The 24,987-nt window shown below is 59.0% G+C and carries 23 protein-coding genes; 2 read left to right on the forward strand and 21 right to left on the reverse strand.

Annotation, left to right across the window (positions count from 1 at the left end; all coding sequences use genetic code 11):
* Positions 1 to 8 precede the first annotated feature (8 nt).
* The 11 genes from BWI95_RS20910 to BWI95_RS20960 form a co-directional block, all read right to left on the reverse strand.
* Positions 9 to 1,208: a nicotinamide mononucleotide deamidase-related protein YfaY gene (locus BWI95_RS20910; RefSeq protein ID WP_076770185.1), complete on the reverse strand. Its 1,200-nt coding sequence runs from the start codon at positions 1,206 to 1,208 to the stop codon at positions 9 to 11.
* An 89-nt stretch (positions 1,209 to 1,297) separates the two neighbouring features.
* A complete protein-coding gene (locus BWI95_RS20915) occupies positions 1,298 to 1,840 on the reverse strand; it encodes a YfaZ family outer membrane protein (protein ID WP_076770186.1) in 543 nt (180 codons plus the stop codon).
* 145 nt (positions 1,841 to 1,985) lie between these two features.
* Complete coding sequence (locus BWI95_RS20920) at positions 1,986 to 2,171, reverse strand: RpnC/YadD family protein (protein ID WP_054803354.1); 186 nt, start codon at positions 2,169 to 2,171, stop codon at positions 1,986 to 1,988.
* Between the two features lie 120 nt (positions 2,172 to 2,291).
* Complete coding sequence (gene menE, locus BWI95_RS20925) at positions 2,292 to 3,656, reverse strand: o-succinylbenzoate--CoA ligase (protein WP_076770187.1); 1,365 nt, start codon at positions 3,654 to 3,656, stop codon at positions 2,292 to 2,294.
* Positions 3,653 to 4,618, reverse strand: a complete 966-nt coding sequence (menC, locus tag BWI95_RS20930) for an o-succinylbenzoate synthase (protein WP_054803353.1) — start codon at positions 4,616 to 4,618, stop codon at positions 3,653 to 3,655. Before menC ends, menE begins: the two co-directional genes overlap by 4 nt.
* Complete coding sequence (menB, locus tag BWI95_RS20935) at positions 4,618 to 5,475, reverse strand: 1,4-dihydroxy-2-naphthoyl-CoA synthase (RefSeq protein ID WP_054803352.1); 858 nt, start codon at positions 5,473 to 5,475, stop codon at positions 4,618 to 4,620. The genes menC and menB overlap by 1 nt, the downstream gene beginning before the upstream one ends.
* Positions 5,472 to 6,248 carry a 2-succinyl-6-hydroxy-2,4-cyclohexadiene-1-carboxylate synthase gene (gene menH / locus BWI95_RS20940; RefSeq protein ID WP_076770188.1) on the reverse strand — a complete coding sequence of 259 codons (777 nt, stop codon included), beginning with the start codon at positions 6,246 to 6,248 and terminating at the stop codon, positions 5,472 to 5,474. Before menH ends, menB begins: the two co-directional genes overlap by 4 nt.
* Positions 6,245 to 7,915, reverse strand: coding sequence for a 2-succinyl-5-enolpyruvyl-6-hydroxy-3-cyclohexene-1-carboxylic-acid synthase (gene menD / locus BWI95_RS20945; protein ID WP_054803350.1), 1,671 nt, complete (start codon positions 7,913 to 7,915; stop codon positions 6,245 to 6,247). Before menD ends, menH begins: the two co-directional genes overlap by 4 nt.
* 71 nt (positions 7,916 to 7,986) lie before the next feature.
* Positions 7,987 to 9,282 carry an isochorismate synthase MenF gene (menF, locus tag BWI95_RS20950; protein WP_076770189.1) on the reverse strand — a complete coding sequence of 432 codons (1,296 nt, stop codon included), beginning with the start codon at positions 9,280 to 9,282 and terminating at the stop codon, positions 7,987 to 7,989.
* A gap of 101 nt (positions 9,283 to 9,383) precedes the next feature.
* Entirely contained in the window at positions 9,384 to 9,686 is a 303-nt protein-coding gene (gene elaB / locus BWI95_RS20955; protein WP_023479917.1) for a stress response protein ElaB, read from the reverse strand.
* A gap of 53 nt (positions 9,687 to 9,739) precedes the next feature.
* Positions 9,740 to 10,201: a GNAT family N-acetyltransferase gene (locus BWI95_RS20960; protein WP_054803349.1), complete on the reverse strand. Its 462-nt coding sequence runs from the start codon at positions 10,199 to 10,201 to the stop codon at positions 9,740 to 9,742.
* A 62-nt stretch (positions 10,202 to 10,263) separates the two neighbouring features.
* Between BWI95_RS20960 and rnz the strand changes: the two genes are divergently transcribed.
* Both rnz and BWI95_RS20970 read left to right on the forward strand, forming a co-directional pair.
* Positions 10,264 to 11,181, forward strand: a complete 918-nt coding sequence (gene rnz, locus BWI95_RS20965) for a ribonuclease Z (protein ID WP_054803348.1) — start codon at positions 10,264 to 10,266, stop codon at positions 11,179 to 11,181.
* Between the two features lie 78 nt (positions 11,182 to 11,259).
* Positions 11,260 to 12,285 (forward strand): chemotaxis protein, encoded by a 1,026-nt coding sequence (locus tag BWI95_RS20970; protein WP_023479862.1) that lies wholly within the window; start codon positions 11,260 to 11,262, stop codon positions 12,283 to 12,285.
* Positions 12,286 to 12,941: 656 nt separating this feature from the next.
* Here BWI95_RS20970 and nuoN read toward each other — a convergent pair.
* From nuoN to nuoE, 10 genes are all read right to left on the reverse strand, one after another.
* Entirely contained in the window at positions 12,942 to 14,399 is a 1,458-nt protein-coding gene (nuoN, locus tag BWI95_RS20975) for an NADH-quinone oxidoreductase subunit NuoN (RefSeq protein ID WP_023479817.1), read from the reverse strand.
* Positions 14,400 to 14,405: 6 nt separating this feature from the next.
* Positions 14,406 to 15,932, reverse strand: a complete 1,527-nt coding sequence (gene nuoM / locus BWI95_RS20980) for an NADH-quinone oxidoreductase subunit M (protein WP_054803347.1) — start codon at positions 15,930 to 15,932, stop codon at positions 14,406 to 14,408.
* A 162-nt stretch (positions 15,933 to 16,094) separates the two neighbouring features.
* Positions 16,095 to 17,936, reverse strand: a complete 1,842-nt coding sequence (nuoL, locus tag BWI95_RS20985; protein WP_023479646.1) for an NADH-quinone oxidoreductase subunit L — start codon at positions 17,934 to 17,936, stop codon at positions 16,095 to 16,097.
* Positions 17,933 to 18,235 carry an NADH-quinone oxidoreductase subunit NuoK gene (gene nuoK / locus BWI95_RS20990; RefSeq protein WP_023479838.1) on the reverse strand — a complete coding sequence of 101 codons (303 nt, stop codon included), beginning with the start codon at positions 18,233 to 18,235 and terminating at the stop codon, positions 17,933 to 17,935. The genes nuoL and nuoK overlap by 4 nt, the downstream gene beginning before the upstream one ends.
* A complete protein-coding gene (gene nuoJ / locus BWI95_RS20995) occupies positions 18,232 to 18,786 on the reverse strand; it encodes an NADH-quinone oxidoreductase subunit J (protein ID WP_054803346.1) in 555 nt (184 codons plus the stop codon). Before nuoJ ends, nuoK begins: the two co-directional genes overlap by 4 nt.
* 11 nt (positions 18,787 to 18,797) lie before the next feature.
* Positions 18,798 to 19,340: an NADH-quinone oxidoreductase subunit NuoI gene (nuoI, locus tag BWI95_RS21000; RefSeq protein ID WP_023479728.1), complete on the reverse strand. Its 543-nt coding sequence runs from the start codon at positions 19,338 to 19,340 to the stop codon at positions 18,798 to 18,800.
* A 17-nt stretch (positions 19,341 to 19,357) separates the two neighbouring features.
* Positions 19,358 to 20,335, reverse strand: a complete 978-nt coding sequence (nuoH, locus tag BWI95_RS21005; RefSeq protein ID WP_054803345.1) for an NADH-quinone oxidoreductase subunit NuoH — start codon at positions 20,333 to 20,335, stop codon at positions 19,358 to 19,360.
* Entirely contained in the window at positions 20,332 to 23,058 is a 2,727-nt protein-coding gene (gene nuoG, locus BWI95_RS21010; protein WP_076770190.1) for an NADH-quinone oxidoreductase subunit NuoG, read from the reverse strand. Before nuoG ends, nuoH begins: the two co-directional genes overlap by 4 nt.
* 89 nt (positions 23,059 to 23,147) lie before the next feature.
* The gene (gene nuoF, locus BWI95_RS21015) at positions 23,148 to 24,485 is read right to left on the reverse strand and encodes an NADH-quinone oxidoreductase subunit NuoF (RefSeq protein WP_054803344.1); all 1,338 of its coding nucleotides are present in this window, start codon (positions 24,483 to 24,485) and stop codon (positions 23,148 to 23,150) included.
* On the reverse strand, positions 24,485 to 24,985 hold the full coding sequence (gene nuoE, locus BWI95_RS21020) for an NADH-quinone oxidoreductase subunit NuoE (protein WP_023479890.1): 501 nt from the start codon (positions 24,983 to 24,985) through the stop codon (positions 24,485 to 24,487). The genes nuoF and nuoE overlap by 1 nt, the downstream gene beginning before the upstream one ends.
* Between the last annotated feature and the right edge of the window lie 2 nt (positions 24,986 to 24,987).

The raw sequence follows: 24,987 nt of genomic DNA on the forward strand, positions 1-24,987 counted from the left end.
CTGTTGATTTATTCCACAGCGAGGGTTTCAACCACCGCAATCCAGCCGTGATCGCTGGCGATATCTTTGCCCGCCAGCCAGCGGCGCAGGATATTAAGCGCCATCATCGCGCAGACCTCCTGGCGCACCGCCAGGCTGTGGCGGCTGCTGTTGAACTTCACCCGCAGGGCGCGGGTGCCTTCCGGCGTCGCCAGCGCAAAGTTGAGGTGATCCTCTTCCAGCCCGGTAACGGTCAACGCCAGCCCGGCGAGATGCCGGTTGCGTGACTCGGTTGTCCAGCGCGCGGTTTGTGCCAGCGCTTCTGCCTGCGACGGCAGTACTTCGCTGGCGAGCAGCGGCGCACCGGCGCGGGAGAGTTGCAAGGCGATAAGCCCGCTGGTGAACTGCTCGCTCAGAGTCAGGCTCAGCTGACGCTCGCGCAGTGCGGAGGCAATCGCGGCCGGTAAACCCTCGGTGCCTTCAAAAATCAGGCTTTCCCCCGCCACTTTTTTCACTTCCGGCCACAGCGCTTCCATCGCCGTACGCTGCTCCGCCGGACCGGTCAGTTTCAGTTCGATAATCGGCATCGATGAGCGGTAACCCATCACCACGCCGGGCGGCAGATCGAGATGCTGGAGTTTTTCTGCCAGATCGCTCTCGGAGCGACCAAAGGTGGTCAAACGCAGGCAGACCGGCGGCTGCGGCAGAGTGAAACGCTCACGCAGACGCGGCAGGATCTCCTGCTCGACCATCACTTTAAATTCAGAGGGGACGCCGGGGGTAAAAAACATCAGGCAGCGGTTGAACTGCAATGCAAACCCGCAGGCGGTGCCAACCGGGTTATCGACCAGCTCGGCGCTGGCGGGGATCTCCGCCTGCTTGCGGTTGCTGGGTGCCATGACGCGGCCGCGATCGGTAAAAAAGCGCTCCATCTGCTTAAGCCACGCGTCGTGCAGCACCAGCGTTTCGCCTTTGGCGGTGGCTGCTGCCAGCGCGCTCAAATCATCGCTGGTCGGTCCAAGACCGCCATTGACGATCAGCACATCGGCCTGTTCGCTGCGCTCGCGCAAAATCGCAATTAAATCGTCGAGGTTATCGCCAACGGTATGGCGGCGCGTTAACGGCAACCCCTGGTTAAAAAATACGTCGGCCAGCCAGGCCGCATTGGTATCGACAATCTGGCCATGCAGCACTTCATCGCCGGTCGATAACATCTCCACATTTAACATCGTTCGCTCCTGCAATCGGGGTTGAAACACTATAGCGCATGCGCAGACTAAAGAGGGGAAACGGGCGCGGCGGCTGCCGCGCCGGGGGATCAGAAGCTGGCGCTGGCGCCGAGATAAGGACCATCCGCAACAATGCTGTCGCGGCGACCATCTTTGCCTGCCATCTCAATGTAGCGATAACCGGCTTCGACGGTGAACGGGCGCATAATGGTATAACGCGCACCGGCCTTGGCTTCCTGGTACTCTTTGACGCCGCTTGAGAGCGAGTCCGGAGAGTAGTAATACTCGCCGAAAATGTTGAAGCTGCGGGCGATCTCCCACTGCAAACCGCCGCCGACAGCGATGGCGTAACCTTCGCTGCCCTCATCCGGGTTCAGATAGATGCCTTTACCGCCCACGGTTGCCAGGAACGGCCCGAGCGGCAGGTTGTAACCGAGCCCAAGGCTTGCGGTGTCACCATCATCTTCGCTATGCGCCCAGTTACCGCTGACTGCGATACCGCTGGTTTCGGTTCCCAGACCGAAACCGAGGCTGCTGTAATCTTTACCAATCTGTCCATTCAGGCTAATCGCCTGCGCACCGGCGGAGGCCAGCAACATGCCAGCACATCCTAATAGAGCTAACTTTTTCATTTTCACGTTCCGCACGAAACGGGGCAGCGCCCCAAAGCGTCTGATTGTACGCTTATTTTCCCGACAGCAGAACGCCTAATAGCATGCACGGCCTGAGGCAAATACGCTTTCGGCCTGAGGACGAAAAGCCTTGCACCGGAGCGTGTCAGTGGCGGGCTTTCTCTACCATCTCAACCGGAATACCGGTCAGGGAGGCCACAACGTCAGGCTCCATCCCCTTTTCCAGCATCACTTTCGCGATGCGCATCGCTTCCTGCTGAACGCCCTCGGCTCGCCCCTGAGCCAGACCTTTAACCAGCCCCTCCTCACGAAGATATTGTGCAATGTTCATTAACGTCTCCTTTTGCTGCTGCTCGGCTTTTGCATCCTTAGCGCAAATTACCACACTCTGAGTGCATATCAGCCGCAGGCTTTCGCTCTGTCGAGGCAGCTCGCAAAAAGAGTTGCAGCATTAGCACTGCTGCTGGTTCACCCATGTTTGCAGGGCGCGGCGGGAGATTTTGATGCCGCCGTTTTTAAGCTCCTCTGGCAGAGGCAGCCAGCGCACCGGCTGTTGAAAACGCGCCAGCTTATCCGCCGCCCAGTGGCTGAGGTCCGCGGCATTGACCTCGCTTTCGCACTCAATTACCGCGACAGGGCGCTGCCCAAACTCCACATCATCAACCGGCACAACAAACACCTGCTGTACCTGCGGATGACGGGCGATGGCGCGCTCTACCTCTTCAGGCTGAATGCCTTCGCCACCGCTGAAAAAGAGGTTATCCAGCCGGCCATGCAAAGTAAGCCGCCCATCATGGAGCGTGCCGCGATCGCGGGTGGCAAACCAGCCGGCATCGTTAAGCAGGGGCAGCAACGCGCCGTTGCGCCAGTAGCCTGCGGCGAGGCTCTCTGCACGCAGCCACACCTCTTCGCCGACAATCTTCACCTCACGCCCCGGCAACGCATAACCGACATCCGGCGCGCCGTCGGCCTCTTTTGCACACACCGTTGAGGCAAACTCCGTCAAACCATACCCGCACCAGCAGCGGATGCCGCGCTCACGTGCCTGTTCGGTCAGTTCGACCGGAATGGCCGCGCCGCCAAGCAGCACCGCTTTCAGCGACAGCGGCGCATTCTCATTGAGCAGGCGCCAAAGCTGCGTCGGCACCAGCGACGCATGGCTGCAGCCTCGCAGCGCCTGATCGAGCGGCAGCTTGTCGTGCACCGTCATGCGCGCGCCCGCCAACAGCCAGCGCCACAAAATGCCCTGCCCCGAGACATGAAACAGCGGCAGCGAAAGCAGCCAGTCATCTTCCTTATTAAAGGGGATTAATGCGAGCACGCCCTGCGCACTCGCCAGATGGGCGGCGCAGGTATGCACCGCCGCTTTCGGCAAACCGGTTGACCCGGAGGTGAGCGTCATCGACGCCAGCCGCTGCGGCTGCCATGCAACCGCATGCTCACCCGGCGCTTGCGCGCAGCGCAGAGGGATAAAATCGTGCGCCAGCGGCGCGGGGGTCAGATCGAGGGCGAAGCGCAGGGTCATGGCGGGCAGCAGCGCATCCAGCAAGGCGGCGGGAAGCTGCGGGTTGATGGGTAACACTCGTGCGCCGCACTGCAATAGCGCCAGCCAGGCGAGCACCGTCTGCGGCTGGTTGCGCGCGCGCAGCATCACGCCATCCCCCGCGCCGACGCCCTGGCGGGCAAAGCCGCTTGCCAGCGCATCCACCTCAGCACAGAGCTGCTGCCAGCTCAGGGTATGCTGATCTGAGCGCAGCGCAGGCTGGTCGCCGCGCTGCTCGCGCCAGTATCGCCACGGCCAGTCAGGGAAAATCATAGTAACGCGTCCAGTTCCGCCGCCGCGATGCAGGGCAGTTCGCTGCCGGGCCAGCGGCGAACTAGTTGTGCGGTCATCAACTGCAACGTATCAAGGCCAGGCACGGTACCGGGTGTCAGCCAGGCGGCAATCCGCGCCAGTTGCGTTAGCCCGAGGCTCGACTCCAGCGATGAGCTGATCACCGCCGTCAAGCCGAGCGCATGTGCCGCCGCGACCTGCTGCGCCACTTTTTGCAGGCTGCCGGTGAGAGTCGGCTTGATCACCACCGCGCTGACGCCCGGCTGAGGCGTAAAGGTGAAATCCGCCTCGCGCAGGCTCTCATCCCAGGCAATGGCGATGCCGGTCTCCTCAGCAAAGGCCAGCGACGCTTCGCGGCTCTGACATGGCTCTTCCAGAAAAGCGATGCGTGAGCGGTTGGCAGGTGCAACATATTTAGCGAACTGGCGGGCTTTGAGCGGCGTCCAGGCGCGGTTGGCATCCAGACGCAGGCGCAGATCGGGGATCGACTCCAGTAGCAGATTAACTACCATGCCGTCGCGCACCGCTTCGTACAGACCAACCTTCACTTTTGCCAGCTTCTCGCCGGGCAGCGCGGCGAGTGCGGCAAACAGCTCATCGGGATCGCCAGTGCAGAGCATTGCCGCGCGGTAGTCGGCAGGCTGCGGCAACTCCTCTGCCAGTTCAGCCAGCGCACAGCTCAGGCCAAACGCCGCGCTGGGTTGCGATGGCAGCGCGGGCGATGCGCCGTCACGCCAGGCTTGCACCCACGCTATCACCGCAGGCTGCACCTCATCGAGCGTCTCAACGCTGAACCCAGGCAGTGGGGTAATCTCCCCCCACCCTTCGCCACCGTTTTCCTGCAGCTGGATAAAGAGCCCGTCACGGCTTTTCAGCCGACGCTCGCGCAGCACCACGCCTGCATCCAGCGGGATCTGCCAGCGGTAGATCTGCGCCTGGCGCATTACGGGTTCCGTTTAAATTTGCTGAAGTCAGGCTGGCGCTTCTGGTTGAAGGCGTTGCGACCCTCCTGACCCTCTTCGGTCATATAGAAGAGCATGGTGGCGTTGCCCGCCAGCTCCTGCAGCCCGGCCTGGCCGTCGCAGTCTGCGTTCAGAGCTGCTTTCAGGCAGCGCAGCGCCATCGGGCTGTTTTGCAACATTTCACGACACCAGCGCACGGTCTCTTTTTCCAGATCCGCTAACGGCACCACGGTGTTGACCAGACCCATATCCAGTGCCTGCTGCGCGTCGTACTGGCGGCAGAGGAACCAGATTTCGCGCGCTTTCTTCTGGCCGACAATGCGCGCCATGTAGGACGCACCCCAGCCGCCGTCGAAGGAGCCGACTTTCGGGCCGGTCTGGCCGAAAACCGCGTTTTCCGCCGCGATGGTGAGATCGCACATCATATGCAGCACATGGCCGCCACCGATGGAGTAGCCCGCCACCATCGCCACCACCGGTTTCGGGCAGGTGCGGATCTGGCGCTGAAAATCGAGGACGTTGAGGTGGTGCACACCGGAGTCATCCTGGTAGCCGCCGTAATCGCCGCGCACCTTCTGATCGCCGCCGGCACAGAAGGCTTTATCACCTTCACCGGTCAGGATAATCACCCCGATATTGTCGTCGTAGCGCGCATCGGCCAGCGCCTGGATCATCTCTTTTACCGTGACAGGACGAAACGCGTTGCGCACTTCCGGGCGGTTGATAGTGATTTTGGCGATGCCGTCAGCGGATTTTTGATAGCGGATATCGCTAAAGCCTTCGGAGCAGTCATGCCACTCAACGGCGGCATAGAGTTCTTTTTCATCAGGGTAGATCATGGTCGGTCCTTAATCTCAAGAGGCAGAATTCGCGCCAGCAGGGCAGCAACGGCCGCGGGATTCTCCCGGTGCGCGTTGTGCCCGGCGGCAGGAATGGCGTAACAGTGGCGTGCGACTTCGCTCGCCAGCGCGCGAAACTTACGGTCATGTTCGCCAAAGAAATAGTGAACGGGAAAAGTGGCGTCACGCAGCGCCGCACGCAGATCGGGCTGGCGGCCCAGCGACGTCGCCGCCAGCATATGCGCCAGCGCATTGCCATCGTTATGGCTACGAAGCGCAACCAGCGCCGCACGTTCTGTCTCTGTCAGTGCGGCAAATACCGGCTGGCGATACCAGGCGTCAAACACCTCGCTGAGCGGCTGGTGACGCAGGCGCTGACACCACTGCGCATCCGCTTCCAGCCGCGCAACGCGCGCCTGCTCATCGGCAAGACCTGGGTGGCCGCCTTCGATAATAATGCCCTGCAGCCCCGTTGGTTGCTGGCAAGCGTGAAACATCGCAATGCGGCCGCCGAGGGAGTACCCCACCAGCCAGTAACTTAGTATGTTGTAACGACTAAGCGTCGATCGCAGCAGCGCATCCATCCCGGTAAAGGAGTCGACACAGGTTGTGGCAGATGCTCCATGTCCAGGCAGGTCGAGATAGAGACGCGGGAAATCCGCCAGCGCTGCGCCGACGGGCTGCCATTCGCGGCCATCACCGGAAAAACCGTGCAGAAAAACCAGCCACGGCAGCGGCTGTCGACCGGCATGGATCTCTGCATGTAAACTCATAGCTGGCTGACCTGCGCGACAAGGTTTTGCAGGGTCTGCGCGCCATCCGTCTCGTTTACTACCACCTCAATCACCGTCGCGCCCGGCTTATGCCAGGCCTCGCTCAGCGCCTGCTCCAGCTGCGCCCAACTCTCCGGGCGATGGTAAGGAAGATCGAACATCGCGGCGGCATGATCGAAATGGACATTCTGCGGCATCAGATAGAAGCGCTCGCGCTCGGCGGGCGGCGTCGGTAACAGGGAGAAGATCTGGCCGCCGTTGTTATTGACCACCAGCAGCACAAAAGGCGCGGAGGCCTGGCGCAGCAGTGCGAGGGCGTTAAGATCGTAGAGCGCAGAGAGATCGCCGACGATAGCCAGCGTCGGGCGCGCGGTGGCCCGCTGCACCCCGGCCGCCGTGGAGAGCAGGCCATCAATGCCGCTCGCGCCGCGGTTACTGTAGACCGGATAACCTGCCGGCAGTTGCGCCAGCGCATCCACCAGCCGCACCACCAGGCTGTTACCGAGAAAAAGCTGCCCCTGGTTTGGTAAGTAGTCACTAATACGATGTGCGAGCTGCGCTTCGCCGAACTCATCACGCTGTAGACGCACGCGCTCCCAAGCAAGCGCTGCGAGCGAGGTAAGCTTTTCGCACCACGGCGCGCGGGGTTCAGCCGGATGCAGCGCCAGCCAGCCAGCCACATCCGCCACTAAACGACGGCCGCGATGATGCGCCGGATCGAGCCTGCCGGGAAGGTTATCAATCAGCCAGTACTCTTGCGGCGCGCAGGTCGCCTGCCACTGTAAAAGACGTTTTCCGGTCAGGCTGCTGCCAAATTGCAGCACAATCTGCGCCTCGCTGAGCGCCTCAACGGCCTGGCTATTAGCAAGCCAGAGATCGGCGCAGGGCAGCGGCTGCCCGGTTTGCGATAACACATCGCCAATCAGCGGCCAGCCGAGGGTTTTCGCCCACTCCGCCAACTTGCGTCCTTCGGCAGCGCTCATACGCCCGGCAATCACAACGCCACGTTTCTGCCGCCAGGAGAACCAGTCCCGCTGGGTATTAATGCCGCAGGGCGCGCCAGCCTGTAACCAGGGCTTATCATCCTGCCACCAGTCGCCTAACGCCTGCTGCCAGCCAAGCCCGGTCTCATCCATCTCGCCATACAGCGGCTCGGCGAACGGACAGTTAATGTGCACCGCCCCGCCCTGCAATGTGCCTAACACATTATCAATCGTCGAGACCAGCCAGCGCGCCGGAATGTCCTGTGACGGGCGCGGTAAGGCGATGGCCTCTGTCGGATGGGAAGCAAAAATGCCGGGCTGGCGAATCGCCTGGTTGGCGCCGCAATCAATCAGCTCCGGCGGCCGATCTGCCGTCAGCAGCACCAGTTTTTCGCCGGTCAGCCCCGCTTCAATCAGCGCCGGATAGAGGTTCGCCACGGCGGTACCGGAGGTGACGATCACCGCCACCGGTTCACGGCTCGCTTTCGCCAGCCCGAGCGCAAGATGGCCCAGCCCGCGTTCATCAAAATGGGTGTGATGAATAAATGCGCGGTTTTCGGCGGCGGCGAGCGTCAGCGGCGTCGAACGGGAGCCTGGCGCAATGCAGATATGCCTGACGCCGTGGCGCGTTAAGGCTTCCAGAATCACCGCGGCCCAGCGTCGGTTGAATGAGCTTATCGACATGAATTTGTCCGGTATCAATATTGGGACTAAGTATAAATTTTCTGAAATGATGAGTTTTTGATATAGGTCGTCTATGGGTGCGTCTGTAGCAACAACGATCGCAGGCCGGCGGCTTTATTATCGATCTCCTGCCACTCCTGCCCGGCGTCGGAACCGGGCACAATGCCTGCTCCGGCATAGAGCCGCACCGTCTCGCCGCTCACCTTCGCCGAGCGCAGCGTCACGCAGAACTCACTCTGCTTACGCGAAAGATAACCTGCCGACCCGGCGTACCACTCGCGGGCAAAGGGTTCGTGGCGGGCGATAAAGCGCCGGGCTTCAGGGCGCGGTAAACCCGCCACCGCCGCGGTCGGCTGGAGCAGGTCTAAACAGAGGGCATCGTCCGCCACCCGCAGGTCACTCCAGATACAGCGGCGCAAGTGCTGCACTTTGCGCAGCCGCACCACCTGCGGCGGCAACACATCCAGCGCGCCGGTTTGCTGCTGCAAACGCTGGCAGATATCCTCCACCACCAGCATATTTTCACGCTGGTTTTTATCGTCACTCATTAACCATGCCGCCCGCTGCTGTGCCTGTGCATCGTCATCATGATTAGCCACCGTCCCGGCCAGCGCTTCGGTGCGCAGTGCCATGCCGCGCCGCCGCCACAGCCGCTCGGGGGTCGATCCAAGAAAAGCGGTCTGGTCATTGAAGCGATAGAGAAAGTGGAAGCAGTGCAGGTTGAGGCGGCGGCTGGCGGCCATCAGCGCGCCAGCATTAATTGGCGCATCGAAGCGGTAATCAGTGGCGCGGGCGAGCACGACTTTATCCAGTTCGCCGCGCTGCAAGGTCTCAAGCGCCTGGCTTATCAGCGTTTCCCACCCCTCACGCGTCGGGAAGTGGTGCTGTTCAACACAGCCCGCTGGGCTCATCGCCAGTGGAGTAGCAGGGGAAAGCGCATTAAGAAAATCGGCAGCACATTGCGCATCATCACGCAGCGAGGTGGCGCTATAGAGATAGAGACGCAGCATCGCTTTGCCCCCCTCGCGCCGCCATTCGAGGCGGGGCAAAAAGAGCGCGCTCTCGCTTGGCTCAAAGGCGTTAAGCCCCCAGACGCGCACATCGTCGGGATACACCTGCAATTGCTGTTGCGCCTCAGCAAGTGAAGTAAACGTGCGTAACGCGCCAAAGGCGGCCGCTTCGTCATCACCGCTGCGCTGCTGCCAGTAAAATTGTGGGAAAACACGCTGAGCCGAAAGCCATGTCAGCGGGTCGAATGCATTGTTTAGGGGGAAGGGAACGTCAAAGAGGGTAAAACCAGGGGTATCAGGAAACGTGTCGGCAAGACGCTGATGTAGATCGCCAAGCGCAGAGGACAGAGAAAACATGCGAACCCCTCCCGGAAAAACGGCACGGTTTTAAAAACCACACAGTATACGGGGTACTACGATGAATAGCAGTACCCCCTTCCAGGGAGGGGAGATAAAGATTAGCGACGGGCTAACAGCAGACCCAGCACCAGACCTACAGCAGCACCAGCACCAACGCCCTGCCACGGTTTTTCGTGCACATAGTCATCGGCACGGTAAACCGCTTTTTTCGCACGATAGTAGTAGGTATCAGACGCGCTACTGACGCGGTTTTTCACATCATGCAGCGCCTGCTCGGCACGTGCTTTCAGCTCAATGTACTTCTGATCAGCGGGATCGCCCGATGAGCGGAGAACTTCTTCCAGCGTTTCGCTCAGCAGGGTCAGGTCGTCGTCAATATGTGAATCGAATTGATTAGTCATCTCTTTTCTCCATGTTATGCACCTGTACGCTAACTATAGACAATGGCTGGCGTTTACGCCTGGGCGACCTCGCGCGCCATGCCGATGTGGGGAATGCCATCTTCATCATAGATATCGGTAACTGGCTGGAAACCGAACTGTTGATAAAAGGGTTGCAGATGCGCCTGTGCACTCAGGTATAGCGCGTGCTGCGGCCAGTATTGCAGGCAGGAGGCCACCGCGCGCGACATCAGTTGATAACCCAGTTTTTCCCCGCGTACGCTGGCGCTGACAATCACTCTGCCGATGGCAACGGGCGAGAAATCATCGTTACTTTTCAGAATCCTCGCATACGCCACCAGCTCATCACCCTGCCAGCCGAGCAGGTGGCGGTTCTCTCCCACCAGGTCGTCGCCGTCAATATCGAGATAAGGGCAGGTCTGTTCGACCACAAATACTTCGCAGCGCAGTTTCAACAGCGCATAGAGCGCAGGTACGGTCAGTTCGGAATGGTGCAGGTCTTGCCAGCGGATCATCGTTATCTCCTCAAATAGACTCATGTGGTTATACTAGATTCTTTTCATTTCAGGCAAAGCATGTGGAACTGATCTTCTTAGGTACTTCAGCAGGCGTCCCGACGCGGGCGCGCAACGTCACCGCCATTCTGCTCAATCTTCAGCACCCGACGAGCGCCGGGCTGTGGCTTTTCGACTGTGGTGAAGGTACGCAGCATCAACTGCTGCACACCACTTTTAATCCGGGCAAGCTGGACAAAATTTTTATTACCCATCTGCATGGCGACCATATTTTTGGCCTGCCGGGCCTGCTCTGCAGCCGGTCGATGGCGGGCAATACGCAGCCGCTGCACATTTACGGCCCGCATGGCATCAAGGAGTTTGTTGAGACCGCGCTGCGCCTGAGCGGCTCGTGGACCGACTATCCGCTGACCATTGAAGAGGTCAAGCCGGGGCTGGTGATGGATGATGGGCTGCACAAAGTGACGGCCTTCCCGCTGGCCCATCCGGTGGAGTGTTACGGCTACCGCGTAGAAGAGCACGATAAACCAGGTGCGCTGAATGCCGCTGCGCTTGTCGCCGCAGGCGTTCCCGCCGGGCCGCTGTTCCAGACATTAAAGGCGGGCGGTACGGTGACGCTGGATGACGGGCGCGTTATTGAGGGTAAAGATTACCTGGCACCCTCCGAGCCGGGTAAACGGGTGGCAATCTTCGGCGATACCTCACCCTGCCCCGCCGCGCTGGAGTTAGCGAAAGATGTTGATGTGGTGGTGCATGAAGCAACGCTTGAGAGTGCCATGGAAGAGAAGGCCAACAGCCGCGGGCACAGCTCAGCGCGGCAGGCGGCGCAACTGGCTCAGCAGGCTGGTGCTTCACGTCTGGTGATTACCCATATCAGTTCGCGTTATGACGCCGAGGGGAGCCAGGCGCTGCTAAAAGAGTGTCGTGAAATCTTCCCGGAGACGACCTTAGCAGCAGATTTTGACGTAGTTCGCATTTGATTTTAATTTAGGCACTCTATTTTTTCGCCGTCATGCCGATAATAAGTTATACGCAGGCATTTCTTCTTTGAGGGCATGATGGATAATTTCCAGAAAGACATCGATGACAGGGCGAATCTTACTCTGTCGAACCGGTTTGAGCTGTTGCTGTTTCGCCTTGGCACATCATTAGATGCGACGAAATCTGAGCTGTTTGGCATCAATGTGTTTAAGTTGCGCGAAATCGTACCGATGCCCACATTTACTCGCCCTGCGGGAATGAAGCCGCCATTGATGGGGATGGTCAATATTCGCGATCAGGTGATCCCGGTAATTGACCTCTCCGCCGTCGCCGGGTGTAAACCGGAGACCGGCTTAAACATTCTGCTGATCACTGAATATGCCCGTAGCGTGCAGGCTTTTGCCGTCGAGTCCGTCGAGAACATCACGCGCCTGGACTGGAAACAGGTGCACACGGCGGAGAAAGCGATCAATGGCCGCTATATCACCAGTATTGCCTGCCTCGATGATGATAAGGACACCAACAACCTGGCGATGGTGCTGGACGTTGAACAGATCCTCTATGACATCGTTCCGGCGGATCATGACGTTCACGGCGATCATGTGCCGGATAAGAAATTCAACCTGAAACCGGGTTCCATCGCGATTGTGGCTGAAGACTCCAAAGTGGCGCGCGCCATGCTGGAAAAAGGCCTGAACGCCATGGAGATCCCGAGCATGATGCACATCACCGGCAAAGATGCGTGGGAGAAAATCCAGCTCATTGCCCAGCAGGCGGAAAAAGAGGGTGTGCCGGTAAGCGATAAGATCTCAATGGTGCTGACCGATCTGGAGATGCCGGAGATGGATGGCTTTACCCTGACACGCCTGATCAAAACCGATCCGCGCCTGAAGAATATTCCGGTGGTGATCCACTCTTCCCTCTCCGGCAGCGCCAACGAAGATCACGTCCGTAAAGTGCAGGCCGATGGCTATGTCGCGAAGTTCGAAATTAACGAACTTTCAGCGGTGATCCAGGAGGTGCTCGATCGCGCAGCGAACAACGTTCGCGGCCCGCTGATCAGCCACCGCCAGATGGCCCCGACCCCGCTGCTGGCGAAGTAACGCCGGCACAACGATTAAAGGCGCTACCGTCGGTCAAACGGTAGCGCCTTAAGTACGTTTCAGGTCATTACAAGAACGACAAGATCAGCTGTAACACAGCAATGATGATCGTGATTACGCGTTTCGCGAATTCACGGTTATCCATCATCCGTTTTCCTCAACCGAGGAAGGAGCCGCCCGGACTGGTCCTCAAACTCCCCCGAATCAGGGCGAGCAGATGTTGAGTATTACTTACGCCCCTTCCAGGCCTGAACCCTGTCACCACCACGTGTTACAGCGGGGGAAATCCTTTGCCCGGCCCGAAAGTTAGATGCAGTAACCCCAACGAATTTGATTCTACACCTCGCCTAAACAACTGAAATATAATTAAAAAACATCAGGTAAAACGACCTGTTTTCGGGCGTTTTTCTTAAACATCCGATAACCCAACTGTTTGCGCTTGAAATAAAACAGCATATATCGGAAGCTTCAACGCGTTGAGTATTGCATACGCTCTTACCCCCTGACGGGCCGGAAACGTAAACAACGGCGTGGCGCATCCCTCACCAGTTTGCGCTATACCGTTAAAACCCCAGCTTCACCGCTGGGGTTTTTTATGCGCAAAAAAAACCGCCAGGCTGCAAACCCGGCGGTTTTTTCATTTGCGCAGGGCGCGATTACATCATCGGCAGCGCCAGCTGGACGATGCTAATCAGCGGCTGCGGATAGATACCGAGCACCAGCACCAGCAGAGCGGAGATGAGTACTACAATACCGCCCGCGCTGTAGGCCCAGTTGGACGGCGCATCGCGGTTCAGCTGCTGCGGGGCGTTGAGATAGAGGCTCACCGCGACGCGCAGGTAGTAGTAGAGACCGATTGCAGAACCGACCACCACCGCACCGGTCAGCCACCACAGGTTGGCCTGCACACCGACAGCCAGAATGTAGAACTTACCGATAAAGCCCAGCGTCATCGGGATACCCGCCAGCGACAACATCATCACCGTCATCACCGCCGAGAGAATCGGACGGTGCCAGAAGAGGCCGCGATAGGAGTAGAGTGACTCGGCGTCCGGACCGCGATACGGGCTGGACATCAGGCTTACTACGCCAAAGGCACCCAGGCTGCTGAAGAGATAGCCGGCCAGGTAAACGCCAACGCTCTCCATTGACATCTGGCCGCCGCGCAGGGCAATCAGCGCCACCATCAGATACCCGAGGTGAGCGATGGAGGAGTAGCCGAGCAGACGTTTGATATTGGTCTGGCTCAGCGCCATCAGGTTACCGAAGATAATGGAGACAAAGGCGATAACGCCCAGCACCACGCGTACGGCTTCGCTGTTACCTACCGGCGCATAGAGGAACAGACGCATCAGCACGCCAAAGATGGCGATTTTGCTGGCGGTCGCCAGGAAGGTGGAGACCGGCGCAGGCGCGCCCTGGTAAACATCCGGCGTCCAGAGATGGAACGGCACCAGTGACAGTTTAAAGCCGAGGCCGACAATCATCAGACCGAGACCCGCCAGCAGCAGCGGCTCGTGCAGCACGCCTTCACCGAGGTTTTTACCAATGGCAACAAACGACAGATCGCCGCTCTGAGCGTAGACCAGCGCAATCCCGAACAGCAGGAATGAGGAGGCGGCCGCCGACAGAATGGTGTATTTGATGCTGGCTTCCAGCGAGCGTTTCTGGCGGAAGGCGTAGCCCACCAGCCCGAACAGCGGCAGCGAGATCAGCTCAATCCCGAGGAACAGCGACGCCATATGATTGGCGTTAGCCAGCAGAATGCCACCCAGCGCGGCAATCAGCACCAGCAGGTAGAACTCTTCCTTGTTGTCGCTATAACCTTCAAGCCACGGATAGGCAAAGGTGCAGGTGGCGAGGCTCGCCAGCAGCACCAGCCCGGTGTAGAGCATGGCGTAGCCGTCGACGCGCATCAGCGGCGTCACATCCATTGCCCCGGCGTGGCCAACGAACCACAGCGAGAGCAGTGCAACGTTCAGACCAACGACCGACAGCGTGGCATTGAAGAAATGGTTGCGTCGCCACGCAATGGAGAGCATCACAACCACCACCGTCAATCCGACGATTAGCAGCGGCAGCAGCGCAATCAGGTGTTGTGGAGTTATTGTCATGGCGAATTACGGCCTTGTAGTAATGGAGTTAACAAACCACTGCTGGATATTGCCCATCGCAGCGTGCGAGGTATCCAGAATCGGCTGCGGATAGAAGCCAAGCAGTACCAGAAGCACGACCAGGATAAGGATCATAAACAGCTCGCGCAGTGACAGACCCGGCAGCGTCTGGTTCGCGATTTCGCTCTTCGCTTTACCGAAGTAAGCGCGATGCAGCATCGCCAGCGAGTAAACGGAGGCGAAGACCAGACCGAAGGTGGAGATCACGGTAATCATCGGTACAACCTGGTAGCTACCGAACAGGATCATGAACTCACCGACGAAGTTACCGGTACCCGGCATACCCAGCGTCGCCACAGCGAAGAACATCGACAGCGCCGGCAGCCACTTAATCTTGCTCCACAAACCGCCCATCATGCGCATATCGCGGGTATGCAGACGTTCGTAAAGCTGACCGCAGAGAATAAACAGACCTGCCGCCGAAAGACCGTGGGCAATCATCTGAATCACCGCGCCCTGGTAGGCCAGCTGGCTGCCGGTGTAGATGGCAATCAGTACGAAGCCCATGTGGGAAACGGAGGTGTAGGCGATAAGACGTTTGATATCGGTCTGCGTGAAGGCCATCCACGCGCCGTAGAAGATACCAATTACGCCCAGCCACATGGCAATCGGTGCGAACTCCGCCGAAGCGTTCGGGAAGAGCGGCAGCGAGAAGCGCAGCAGGCCGTAAGCGGCGGTTTTCAGCAAGATCCCCGCGAGGTCAACGGAACCAGCGGTCGGTGCCTGCGAGTGCGCATCCGGCAGCCAGCCGTGCAGCGGCACCACCGGCATTTTCACCGCAAAGGCGATAAAGAAGCCGAGCATCAGCAGGTATTCAACGTTGTGGGACATCGGCGTTTTCAGCAGTTCTTCATAGTTGAAGGTCCACACGCCGGTGGCGTTGTAGTGCACAAACACCAGGCCGAGGATGGCAATCAACATCACCAGGCCGCTTGCCTGGGTATAGATGAAGAATTTCGTTGCCGCGGTGATACGCGTCTTCCCGTCGGAGGCTTTATGGCCCCACAGCGCAATCAGGAAGTACATCGGCACCAGCATCATTTCCCAGAAGAAGAAGAACAGGAACATGTCGATGGCAAGGAACACGCCGATAACGCCGCCGAGGATCCACATCAGGTTCAGGTGGAAGAAGCCCTGATATTTCTCGATTTCACGCCAGGAGCAGAGAACCGCCAGCACGCCAAGAAAGCCGGTCAGCACGACCATCAGCAGCGACAGACCGTCCATCGCCAGATGGACAGTGATGCCGAAGCGCGGGATCCAGTCGTGTTTAAAGCTCTCCTGCCACGTCGGGAAATCGGCAGCCTGCGATAAAGAGTAGCCACCCTGCAACCAGAGTTGCAGAGAGAGCGCCAGCGTCAGTCCCATGGTGATCAGGGCGATCCAGCGCGGCACCTTCACGCCGAAGCGCTCGGTTTGCCAACACAGGAAACCACCGATAAAGGGAATCAATATTAGCCAGGGTAATAACATGGCGATTCATATTCCTTGTTTAAGTCCAGCTCAGGCTTTCTGGCTCGTCATCTGACTTCACCGTAACTGCCTGTCCTTTCGGACCTGATTTTCAACGAATTTTCACAAAATTCAGATTCTGCTCTTAGGCCGGAGAACAACTCTGCTCCCCGGCCCAGGAACTCAGCGCAACACCATCAGCAGACCGAGCACCACAACGGCACCGATACTCATGGAAGCAACATACCAGCGCAGATAACCGTTCTCGCTGAACAGCAGCCCTTTTCCGGCAAAGCGGGAGAGGATCGCCGGAATGTTCATCAGCGCATTCAGCGGATCGCTCTTCAGCAGCCAGGCCACGCCCAGATACGGTTTCACGAAGATGCGATCGTAGAGCCAGTCGAAGCCCCAGGCATTGAACCACCAGGTGCCGAAGAAGCGGCCCGCCGCGCTGTTGGCAATCGATGTCACCAGCGTGCGTTTACCCAGCCACAGCCAGGCGGCCAGCAGAATGCCGATCACCGCCACTGCGCCAGAGGCCACTTCCAGCATCACCACGCTGCTGTGCGCCAGCTCAGCCGTTTCCGGCAGAACACCGCGCAGCGGTGGCACAATCATCGCGCCAACAAAGGTGGAGAGGATCAGCAGCACAATCAGCGGCAGGTGATGGGTAATCCCCTTCCCTGCGTGGGCGTGAATCTGCTCTTTGCCGTGGAAGACAATGAAAATCAGACGGAAGGTGTAGAGCGAGGTCATAAACGCCCCGACCAGACCCGCAATCATCAGGTTAACGTGACCGTTCGCTACCGCTCCTGCGAGGATCTCATCCTTACTGAAGAAGCCCGCGGTAATCAGCGGCAGTGCAGAGAGCGCCGCGCCACCGACCAGGAAGCAGGCATACACCAGCGGAATCGACTTACGCAGGCCGCCCATCTTGAAGATGTTCTGCTCGTGGTGGCAGGCGAGGATCACCGAACCGGAGGAGAGGAACAGCAGCGCTTTAAAGAAGGCGTGCGTCATCAGGTGGAAAATCGCCGCGTCCCATGCCTGTACGCCAAGCGCCAGGAACATGTAACCAATCTGGCTCATCGTCGAGTAGGCGAGCACGCGTTTGATATCGGTCTGCACCAGCGCGGCGAAACCAGCCATCAGCAGCGTGACCGCACCAACGATACCGACCAGATGCAGCACTTCCGGCGTCATCAGGAACAGACCATGGGTACGGGCAATCAGGTAGACACCTGCGGTAACCATCGTTGCGGCGTGGATCAGCGCAGAGACCGGTGTCGGACCAGCCATCGCGTCTGCAAGCCAGGTCTGCAACGGCAGCTGTGCCGATTTACCGACCGCGCCGCCCAGCAGCATCAGCGTCGCCCACATCAGCATATGGTTGCCGTTGGCGAAGTGCTGCGGCGCCAGCTCGACCATCTCGCGGAAGTTTAGCGTGCCCAGCTCGTTGTAGAGGATGAACAGTGCGAACGCGAGGAAGACATCACCAACGCGGGTGACGACAAACGCTTTCATCGCCGCTGCGCCATTCTTCGGATCGGTGTAGTAGAAACCGATCAGCAGATAGGAGCAGAGACCCACGCCTTCCCAGCCGAGGTACATCAGCAGCAGGTTATCGCCCAGCACCAGAATCACCATGCTGGCGATAAAGAGGTTGGTGTAGGCGAAGAAGCGGGAGTAGCCCTCTTCCCCGCGCATATACCAGGAGGCGAACATATGGATCAGGAAGCCAACGCCGGTTACTACCGAGAGCATGGTCAGCGACAGGCCGTCCAGCACAAGGTTGAAACCGATATTGAAATCACCGACCGCCATCCACGTCCACAACGGCTGAACAAACGCCTGCTGGCCGTTATTGAAGAACTCAACGCCAACCAGCGCCGTGACCAGCGCCGAGAGACCAATGGAGCCCATGCCAACGGCGGCGGAGAGATTCTCCGACCAGCGACCACGGGAGAAAGCCAGTAACACAAAGCCAATAAGAGGAAAAATAATGGTTAAGGCGAGCATGTTCATCCACGCATCTCACTTACTGAATCGATATTCAGACTCTGGCGGCGACGATGAAGTTGCAGCAGCAGCGCCAGGCCAATGCTCGCTTCCGCAGCGGCAAGGCTAATGGCGAGAATATACATTACCTGACCGTCGGTCTGGCCCCAGTAGCTGCCGGCGACCACAAAGGCCAGCGCGGCGGCGTTGATCATGATCTCAAGCCCAATCAGCATAAACAGCAGATTGCGGCGAATAACCAGACCAGTCAGACCCAGCACAAACAAAATCGCCGCGAGGATCAATCCATGTTGTAACGGGATCATGCGTGCTCCTCCGTTTTTCTTTTCGCGCGGTCATCCGTGCGATTGCTCAGCAATTCGCCAGGTCTCTCTTCACGTCCAAGGTGGAACGCGACAACCAGACCTGCCAGCAGCAGCATTGAGGCCAGCTCAACCGCCAGAACGTAAGGACCAAACAGCGTGATACCGACCGCTTTCGCGCCAATCGCCGTGCCCTCGATGCCCTGATCGTTAACGCCGATAATGGCGTAGATCATGACGCCCAGCAGCACCGCAGAGAGTACCGCAGGACCAATCCAGATTTGCGGCGTGAGCCAGTTACGCTCCTGCTCGACCACCGAATTGCCCATGTTCAGCATCATCACCACGAAGACGAACAGCACCATGATGGCCCCGGCGTAGACGATGATCTCCAGCGCCCCGGCGAAGTACGCGCCGAGGGAGAAGAAGACCCCGGCAATCGCCAGCAGAGAGATGATCAAGTACAGCAGCGCATGCACCGGATTGGTATGCGTAATAACGCGTACCGTCGTCAGGATGGCGATCAGGCCACAGATATAAAAAGCGAACTCCATTGCCCCTCTCCTTACGGTAACAGGCCTTTGACGTCGATAGGCTTGGCTTCGTTTTCCGCTTCGCCCTTATCTTTGCCGTCGATTGCCATACCTGCCATCCGGTAGAAGTTATATTCCGGGTATTTGCCCGGACCGGAGATCAGCAGATCCTCTTTTTCATACACCAGATCCTGGCGCTTGAACTCACCGAGTTCGAAGTCCGGCGTCAGCTGAATCGCTGTTGTCGGGCACGCCTCTTCGCACATGCCGCAGAAGATGCAGCGCGAGAAGTTGATACGGAAAAACTCCGGATACCAGCGGCCATCAACGGTTTCCGCTTTCTGCAGCGAGATACAGCCGACAGGACAGGCAACCGCACACAGGTTACAGGCCACGCAGCGCTCTGCGCCGTCCGGATCGCGCGTCAGCACGATACGGCCACGGTAGCGCGGGGCCAGGTAAACCGGCTCTTCCGGGTACATACGCGTTTCGCGTTTGGCGAACGCATGCAGGCCGATCATCCAGATACTGCGAACCTGGGTGCCAAAGCCCACGAATAACTCTTTTAACGTCATGGTCTCATCACCCCTTATTACGGCGCCTGCCAAAGAATGACTGCCGCCGTGCCCAACAGGTTAAGCAGTGTCAGCGGCAGACAGATTTTCCAGCCGAAAGACATCACCTGATCGTAGCGAGGACGCGGCAGTGCGGCGCGAATCAAAATGAACATCATCATAAAGAACGCGGTTTTCAGCGCGAACCAGATAAACGGCGGTAACAGCGGACCCTGCCAGCCACCAAAGAAGAGGGTGACCATCAGCGCAGAGATGGTGACGATACCGATATACTCGCCGACGAAGAAGAGACCGAACTTCATGCCGGAGTATTCAATATGGTAACCATCCGCCAGCTCCTGCTCCGCTTCCGGCTGGTCAAACGGGTGACGGTGACACACCGCAACACCCGCGATAGCGAAGGTAACGAAGCCAAAGAATTGCGGAATGACGTTCCACAAACCCGCCTGGTTGTTGACGATGTCGGTCATATTGAATGAACCGGCCTGCGCCACCACGCCCATCAGCGACAGCCCGAGGAACACTTCGTAGCTCAGGGTTTGCGCAGAGGCACGCATCGCGCCGAGCAGGGAGTATTTGTTGTTACTGGACCAGCCAGCGAACAGCACCGCGTAGACTGCCAGACCCGCCATCATCAGGAAGAAGAGGACCCCGATATTGAGGTCGGCCACCACCCAGGTGGGGCTGACCGGCACAATGGCGAAGGCTAACAGCAGCGAGGTGAAGGCGATCACCGGCGCGAGGGTGAAGATCACGCGATCGGAGAAGCGCGGGATCCAGTCCTCTTTAAAGAACATCTTGATCATGTCCGCGACCAGCTGGAGTGAACCACCCCAGCCCACACGGTTCGGCCCATAACGGTTCTGGAACAGGCCGAGCAGGCGACGTTCGCCAAAGCTCATGAAGGCGCCGCAGGTGACAACCACCAGCAGGATGACCACCGCTTTCAGAATGCTTAACAGAATGTCGATAACATCCGGTGTTAACCAGCTCATGCTTGCGCCTCCCGCAGATTTTCAAGACGTGCCCCGGCCAGCACCGGTGCAATACCCGGCATGCCCATCGGCAAACCGACCTGCCCCGCCGTCAGACCTTCCGATACCTGCAGCGGCAGGCTGAGGGTCTGCCCTTCGTAGGTGAAGGAGACGTGCGCGCCTGCGTTTACGCCAAGCTTCGCGGCATCAGCCGGGTTAAGCGTGATGTAAGGCTGCGGCATACGGCTCTGGAACACCGGCGAACGCTGCGACAGCTCATCACTGCCGAACAGGTGATAGTAAGGCGCGATACGCCACTCGCCATCCCGTGCGCTGAAGGCGCCCGGAACGACGGTGAAGTAATCCAGCCCGTTCTCCGTCGCTTCAATCAGGCGTACGCCCGGATCGCCGTGACGCAGGTGGCCGCCCACTTCGTCCTGGAATTTGTTCCAGGCCTGCGGGGAGTTCCAGCCCGGTGCCCAGGCAAACGGAATTTGCGAGCGCGGAGCTGAAGGCTGGTTGTTCCCTTCCATTGAGAAGGCGAACATGGTGTCTTTATCCTGCGGCTGACGCGGTTCGTGGACGCTGATATTAGCGCGCATTGCGGTACGACCACTGTAGCGGTGCGGCTCACGCGCCAGTTTCTGCCCGCGAATGCGGAAGCTGGCATCCGGTGCGGCATTTTTGATGCCCGCCAGCTGCGGCAGCGCGGCGACGGCGGCGTCGATCACATGATCGAGCTGCGTCCAGTCCACTTCGCGGTTCAGCACGGTGCTGTGCAGCGAGTGCAGCCAGCGCCAGCTTTCCAGCATCAGCGCTTTGTTGTCGTAGTAGCTCGGGTCATAAACCTGGAAGAAGCGCTGAGCGCGGCCTTCGTTGTTGATGACCGTGCCGTCGCTTTCCGCGAAGCTTGCCGCAGAGAGCACCAGATGGGCGTTATCCATAATCGCCGTGCGCTGGTGATCGACCACCAGCACCAGCGGCGCTTTCGCCAGCGCAGCATCTACGCGCGCAGCAGAAGCGTGACGGTGCAGATCGTTTTCCAGCACCACAACCGCGTCGGCGCTGCCGCTCTCCAGTTCGGAGAGTGCATCATCGAGGCTGCCGCCGCCGATAAGGCCGAGGCCCATGCTGTTAACGGAGCGGGCAATCATGGTGATGCCGACATCGGCACCGCGCCCTTTCAGCGCTTTCGCCACGTTCGCCGCCGCATGGATTACGTCGGTGCTACCGGCGTTGGTGCCGGAGATAATCAGCGGTTTCTTCGCCCCGGCCAGTGCCTGGACAATGACATCCACTTTGCCCTGCAGATCGCTGCTCAGGCCGTCAACCGCCGGTGCGGAGTTATCCAGCGCATGGGCGATGGCAAAGCCTAAACGTGCCTGATCTTCCACCGGCGCGCGGTAGGTCCACGCAGCGATGTCGTCCAGACGGGTGCTGTCGACGTTGGTGACAAACAGCGGATGTTTAGCGCGCTGACCGATATTCATGATCGCCGCAATCTGCCAGTCGGCAACTTTCTGCGCCGCCGCCATTTCGCGGGCTTTGCCTTTCACCGCCTGACGTACCGCCAGCGCGACGCGCGCGCCGGTCTGGGTCACGTCTTCGCCGAGGATCAGCACTGCGTCGTAAGATTCGATTTCACGCAGCGCCGGAGTACGGATGCCACCTTCGCGCAGCACTTTCAGTGCCAGCGTCAGTCGCTCCTGCTCGCCTTTCGCGATACCGGTGTAGAAGTTCTCCGCACCGACCAGTTCGCGCAGCGCGAAGTTGCTCTCAACGCTTGCGCGCGGAGAACCGATGCCGATCACTTTCTTCGACTGGCGCAGAATATCCGCCGCGCCCTGCATCGCCTGTTCGGCGTTGAGGGTGATGAGATCGTCGCCGCGACGCTGTACCGGCTGGCGCGGACGATCTTTCAGGTTGACGTAACCATAGCCGAAACGACCGCGGTCGCAGAGGAAGTAGTGGTTAACCGTGCCGTTGTAGCGGTTCTCGATACGACGCAGTTCGCCGTAACGCTCGCCCGGGCTGGTGTTACAGCCGATCGAGCACTGCTGGCAGATGCTCGGTGCGAACTGCATATCCCATTTACGGTTATAGCGCTCGGAGTGGGTTTTGTCGGTGAAAACGCCGGTCGGGCAGATTTCAACCAGGTTACCGGAGAACTCGCTCTCCAGCGTGCCCTCTTCCGGGCGGCCGAAGTAGACGTTGTCATGTGCGCCATAGACGCCCAGGTCGGTACCGTCGGCATAATCTTTGTAGTAGCGCACACAGCGGTAGCAGGCGATACAGCGGTTCATCTCATGAGAAATGAACGGGCCGAGGTCCTGGTTACGGTGCGTACGTTTGGTGAAACGGTAGCGACGGAAGCTGTGACCGGTCATAACGGTCATATCCTGCAGGTGGCAGTTGCCGCCCTCTTCGCAGACCGGACAGTCGTGCGGGTGGTTGGTCATCAACCACTCCACCACGCTCTCACGGAACTCTTTCGCTTCGTGATCGTCAATAGAGATAAATGTGCCGTCGGATGCCGGTGTCATACAGGACATAACCAGGCGGCCACGCGTGTCTTCCGCGTTTTGATATTGCTTCACCGCACACTGGCGGCACGCACCCACGCTCCCCAGCGCCGGATGCCAGCAAAAATAAGGAATATCAAGGCCCAACGAGAGACAAGCCTCTAACAGGTTGTCTGCGCCGTTTACCTCGTATTCTTTGCCGTCTACGTGAATAGTAGCCATTAGCATGCTTCCAGTTGTCTCAGCCGGAGCTGAGAATTAATCAAAATTCGTTCCGCGTCCCCTCACCTGCTCACGATGAGGGGGAACCATTACCAGCGCGCTTTCAGCAGGTTTGGCTGGATACCGCCAATCGCATGGGTATTGCTGAATTGCTGCTTGATCCCCGCTTCGAACTCTTCGCGGAAATACTTAATTGCGCTCTGTAACGGTTCAACCGCACCCGGCGCGTGTGCGCAGAAGGTTTTACCCGGCCCAAGCTGGCGGCAGAGTTGCTCCAGGGTTTCGATATCGCCAGGCTGGCCTTCGCCACGCTCCAGCGCACGCAGGATTTTGACGCTCCACGGCAGCCCGTCACGGCACGGCGTACACCAGCCGCAGGACTCGCGGGCGAAGAACTCTTCCAGGTTACGCACCAGCGGCACCATGCCAATTTCATGGTCAACGGCCATCGCCAGCGCGGTACCTAAACGGCTGCCCGCTTTACCGATGCTTTCGAACTCCATCGGCAGATCGAGGTGCGCTTCGGTAAGGAAGTCGGTTCCCGCGCCGCCCGGCTGCCAGGCTTTGAATTTCAGCCCGTCGCGCATGCCGCCCGCGTACTCTTCGAGGATTTCACGCGCGGTAGTGCCAAACGGCAGCTCCCAGACGCCCGGGTTTTTCACGCGCCCGGAGAAGCCCATCAGTTTGGTACCGGCATCTTTGCTGGTTGACAGGCTCTGGTACCACTCCACGCCGTTGGCAAGGATTGCCGGGACGTTACACAGGGTTTCAACGTTGTTAACGCAAGTCGGTTTACCCCATACGCCGGAGCTTGCCGGGAAAGGCGGTTTTGAGCGCGGGTTCGCGCGACGCCCTTCCAGCGAGTTGATCAGCGCCGTCTCTTCGCCGCAGATGTAACGACCTGCGCCGGTATGGACGATAAGTTCGAAATCGAACCCGCTGCCGAGAATATTTTTGCCAAGCAAGCCCGCTTCGGTGGCTTCAGCAATGGCGCGGCGCAGATGCACCGCCGCTTCGATGTACTCTCCGCGCAGGAAGATGTAGCCACGATAGGCCTTCAGCGCAAAGGCGGAGATCAGCATGCCTTCCACCAGCAGGTGCGGCAACTGCTCCATCAACAGGCGGTCTTTATAGGTGCCCGGCTCCATCTCATCGGCGTTACACAGCAGGTAACGGATGTTCATCGATTCGTCTTTCGGCATCAGGCTCCACTTAAGACCGGTGGAGAAGCCCGCGCCGCCGCGCCCTTTCAGGCCAGCGTCTTTTACCTGGTTGACGATTTCGTCCGGTGCCAGCCCGGTCAGGGCCTTACGCGCACCGGCATAGCCGTTCTTGCTCTGATACTCTTCAAGCCAGACCGGCTGTTTGTCATCGCGCAGACGCCAGGTCAGCGGATGGGTTTCGGGAGTACGGATAATGGTCTTCATTATTTATACCGCTCCAGCAAGTCAGGGATCGTTTCCGGCGTCAGAGAACTGTGGGTGTCCTCATCGATCATCATGGTCGGCCCTTTGTCGCAGTTGCCGAGACAGCAGGTTGGCAGCAGCGTAAAACGGCCATCAAACGTGGTCTGGCCCGGCTTGATCTTCAGGTGGCTCTCAATCGCCGACTGGATCCCCTGATAGCCAGTGATGTGACACACCACGCTGTCGCAGTAGCGGATCACATGGCGGCCGACCGGCTGGCGGAAGATCTGGCTGTAGAACGTTGCCACGCCTTCGACATCGCTCGCCGGAATGCCCAGCACGTCGGCGATAGCGTAAATTGCGCCGTCCGGCACCCAGCCACGCTGTTTCTGAACGATCTTCAGCGCTTCAATGGACGCCGCACGCGGGTCTTCGTAGTGGTGCTTCTCGTGCTCAATTGCCTCACGCTCTGCCGCACTCAGCTCAAAAGCCCCGGTTTCTGGTTGTTGATTCTCGTGCATAA

This window comes from Kosakonia cowanii JCM 10956 = DSM 18146 (assembly GCF_001975225.1).
In the GTDB taxonomy this organism is placed as follows: Bacteria; Pseudomonadota; Gammaproteobacteria; order Enterobacterales; family Enterobacteriaceae; genus Kosakonia; species Kosakonia cowanii.

Excerpts from the sequence above, each read along its gene's own strand:
- nuoJ (WP_054803346.1), bottom strand. The coding sequence starts at position 18,786 with ATGGAGTTCGCTTTTTATATCTGTGGCCTGATCGCCATCCTGACGACG.
- menF (WP_076770189.1), bottom strand. The coding sequence starts at position 9,282 with ATGTTTTCTCTGTCCTCTGCGCTTGGCGATCTACATCAGCGTCTTGCC.
- nuoM (WP_054803347.1), bottom strand. The coding sequence starts at position 15,932 with ATGTTATTACCCTGGCTAATATTGATTCCCTTTATCGGTGGTTTCCTG.
- BWI95_RS20970 (WP_023479862.1), top strand. The coding sequence starts at position 11,260 with ATGGATAATTTCCAGAAAGACATCGATGACAGGGCGAATCTTACTCTG.
- nuoI (WP_023479728.1), bottom strand. The coding sequence starts at position 19,340 with ATGACGTTAAAAGAGTTATTCGTGGGCTTTGGCACCCAGGTTCGCAGT.
- BWI95_RS20910 (WP_076770185.1), bottom strand. The coding sequence starts at position 1,208 with ATGTTAAATGTGGAGATGTTATCGACCGGCGATGAAGTGCTGCATGGC.
- nuoN (WP_023479817.1), bottom strand. The coding sequence starts at position 14,399 with ATGACAATAACTCCACAACACCTGATTGCGCTGCTGCCGCTGCTAATC.
- menH (WP_076770188.1), bottom strand. The coding sequence starts at position 6,248 with ATGAGTTTACATGCAGAGATCCATGCCGGTCGACAGCCGCTGCCGTGG.
- nuoL (WP_023479646.1), bottom strand. The coding sequence starts at position 17,936 with ATGAACATGCTCGCCTTAACCATTATTTTTCCTCTTATTGGCTTTGTG.
- nuoE (WP_023479890.1), bottom strand. The coding sequence starts at position 24,985 with ATGCACGAGAATCAACAACCAGAAACCGGGGCTTTTGAGCTGAGTGCG.
- BWI95_RS20920 (WP_054803354.1), bottom strand. The coding sequence starts at position 2,171 with ATGAACATTGCACAATATCTTCGTGAGGAGGGGCTGGTTAAAGGTCTG.
- menC (WP_054803353.1), bottom strand. The coding sequence starts at position 4,618 with ATGCGCCAGGCGCAGATCTACCGCTGGCAGATCCCGCTGGATGCAGGC.
- BWI95_RS20960 (WP_054803349.1), bottom strand. The coding sequence starts at position 10,201 with ATGATCCGCTGGCAAGACCTGCACCATTCCGAACTGACCGTACCTGCG.
- elaB (WP_023479917.1), bottom strand. The coding sequence starts at position 9,686 with ATGACTAATCAATTCGATTCACATATTGACGACGACCTGACCCTGCTG.
- nuoF (WP_054803344.1), bottom strand. The coding sequence starts at position 24,485 with ATGAAGACCATTATCCGTACTCCCGAAACCCATCCGCTGACCTGGCGT.
- nuoH (WP_054803345.1), bottom strand. The coding sequence starts at position 20,335 with ATGAGCTGGTTAACACCGGATGTTATCGACATTCTGTTAAGCATTCTG.
- menD (WP_054803350.1), bottom strand. The coding sequence starts at position 7,915 with ATGTCGATAAGCTCATTCAACCGACGCTGGGCCGCGGTGATTCTGGAA.
- nuoK (WP_023479838.1), bottom strand. The coding sequence starts at position 18,235 with ATGATCCCGTTACAACATGGATTGATCCTCGCGGCGATTTTGTTTGTG.
- menE (WP_076770187.1), bottom strand. The coding sequence starts at position 3,656 with ATGATTTTCCCTGACTGGCCGTGGCGATACTGGCGCGAGCAGCGCGGC.
- menB (WP_054803352.1), bottom strand. The coding sequence starts at position 5,475 with ATGATCTACCCTGATGAAAAAGAACTCTATGCCGCCGTTGAGTGGCAT.
- nuoG (WP_076770190.1), bottom strand. The coding sequence starts at position 23,058 with ATGGCTACTATTCACGTAGACGGCAAAGAATACGAGGTAAACGGCGCA.
- BWI95_RS20915 (WP_076770186.1), bottom strand. The coding sequence starts at position 1,840 with ATGAAAAAGTTAGCTCTATTAGGATGTGCTGGCATGTTGCTGGCCTCC.